Annotated in this window: 2 protein-coding genes; both read right to left on the bottom strand. The window is 73.8% G+C overall.

Translation table 11 applies throughout. From position 1 onward, the window contains the following. On the bottom strand, window positions 1-205 hold a 205-nt coding region (locus AOK08_RS46920), incomplete at its 3' end, for a hypothetical protein (protein ID WP_206743423.1). Window positions 206-356: 151 nt separating this feature from the next. Continuing rightward, on the bottom strand, window positions 357-1,385 hold a 1,029-nt coding region (locus tag AOK08_RS41980), incomplete at its 5' end, for an allophanate hydrolase-related protein (protein WP_241827331.1).

Below are 1,385 nucleotides of genomic sequence, written 5' to 3'. Positions count from 1 at the left end.
GAGACAGGGTCTGTGGGGCGATCGCGCCCGCCTGGTCCAGTTGTGGGGTGCCGGGGCGGCGTGCTGCTTCCGGGGTGAGGAATTCGGGTGCGCGCCGGGGGCGCGCCGGGGGCGCGCTCGTCGCGGTGATCGCCGCGATCGCCGCTGCGCGGTCCCGTCGCAGGCGATGCCGGCGCCCGAAGGTGTGTTCGGGTGGCGCGTCCATCTGGTGCGGTTGGGGCCGTCCAGGCCGTGTATCCCGGTTCGATCGGTGGCGTCGGTGGCGGTGATGTGGGGTCGCCCATGCTCTCCATCGGCGCTGCCGGCACCGGAAGCCTCGCGTGTGTCCGGCGCCGGTGCGGAGCGGCGAGGGGTGGTCAGGAGCTGTCAGGGCCGGCGTTCAGGTACGTGCGCCAGCCGCCGTACGCCGTGATGTCCACGGCGTCTTCGAGAGCGGCCGGTTCGCACAGGAAACCGGGTACGTGGGTGCCGTCGGCGAGTTCCACGCGGCCCAGGGCCATCGGGCGGGGGAGAGCGGTGAGGAAGCGGCCCAGGCCTTCGGCGGGCAGGCGCCACACCTCTGCCTCGATGGCCGCCCCGCCCGTTTCCCCCTCGCCGACGTGGACGAGGCCCGGCTTCGGTGGCGTCGTCGGGAGGGCGTGCAGACGGTAGACGGGGGCCGTCGTGGTCGTCCGCTCGAACTTGGCTCCCAGGGCCAGGAGTTGGGGGTTCAGCGGCTGTCCCGTGAGATGCGCGCCGACCACCGCGAGGCGGGTCTCGGGCTGGAGCAGGCGGGCGATCGCGGCGAGGCGTTCGTCGGTGAACGCGGGGCCGATCAGCATCACGCCGAAGGGGAGACCGTCGACCTCGCCCGCGGGTACGGCCGCCGCGGCCAGGTCGAAGAGGTTGGTGGAGTTGGTGAAGCGGCCCAGCCGGGCGTTGGCGCCCAGCGGGTCGGCGGCGACCTCGGCGAGGGTCGGGTGACCGGGGGTCGTGGGCAGCAACAGGGCGTCGGCGTCGGCAAGTTCGGCGAGCGCGTGGGTGCGCAGGGCGGCCAGGCGTTCCTGGTCGGCGTAGAGCTGGTGGGCGGGGATGTCCCGGGCGCGGGTGATGATGCCGGCGACCGTGGGGTCCAGGGTCGCCGCCGCTTCACCTCCCTCGGCGAGCAGCTTGTCGACAAAGGCGCCCACCGCTGTGTAGCGCTCCGCGACGAACGCGCCCTGGTACAGCATCGCGGCGGCCTCGGTGAACGGGGTGAGATCGAGGGTGCGGATGGAGGCCCCGGCTGTACGGAGTTGGGTCACCGCGGCCTCGTACGCCTCTGCCCAGCCCGGGTCGAGTTCGCCGAGTTGCGTGAGTGGCGGGACCGCGACGCGCCAAGGGCCGGGGGCGCGCTGGGGGAGGGA

The sequence above is a fragment of the Streptomyces graminilatus genome, from assembly GCF_001418565.1.
Classification (GTDB): Bacteria; Actinomycetota; Actinomycetes; order Streptomycetales; family Streptomycetaceae; genus Streptomyces; species Streptomyces graminilatus.
The sequence above is the reverse complement of the archived record's forward strand: the minus strand, read 5'-3'. Positions and strand labels throughout refer to the sequence as shown.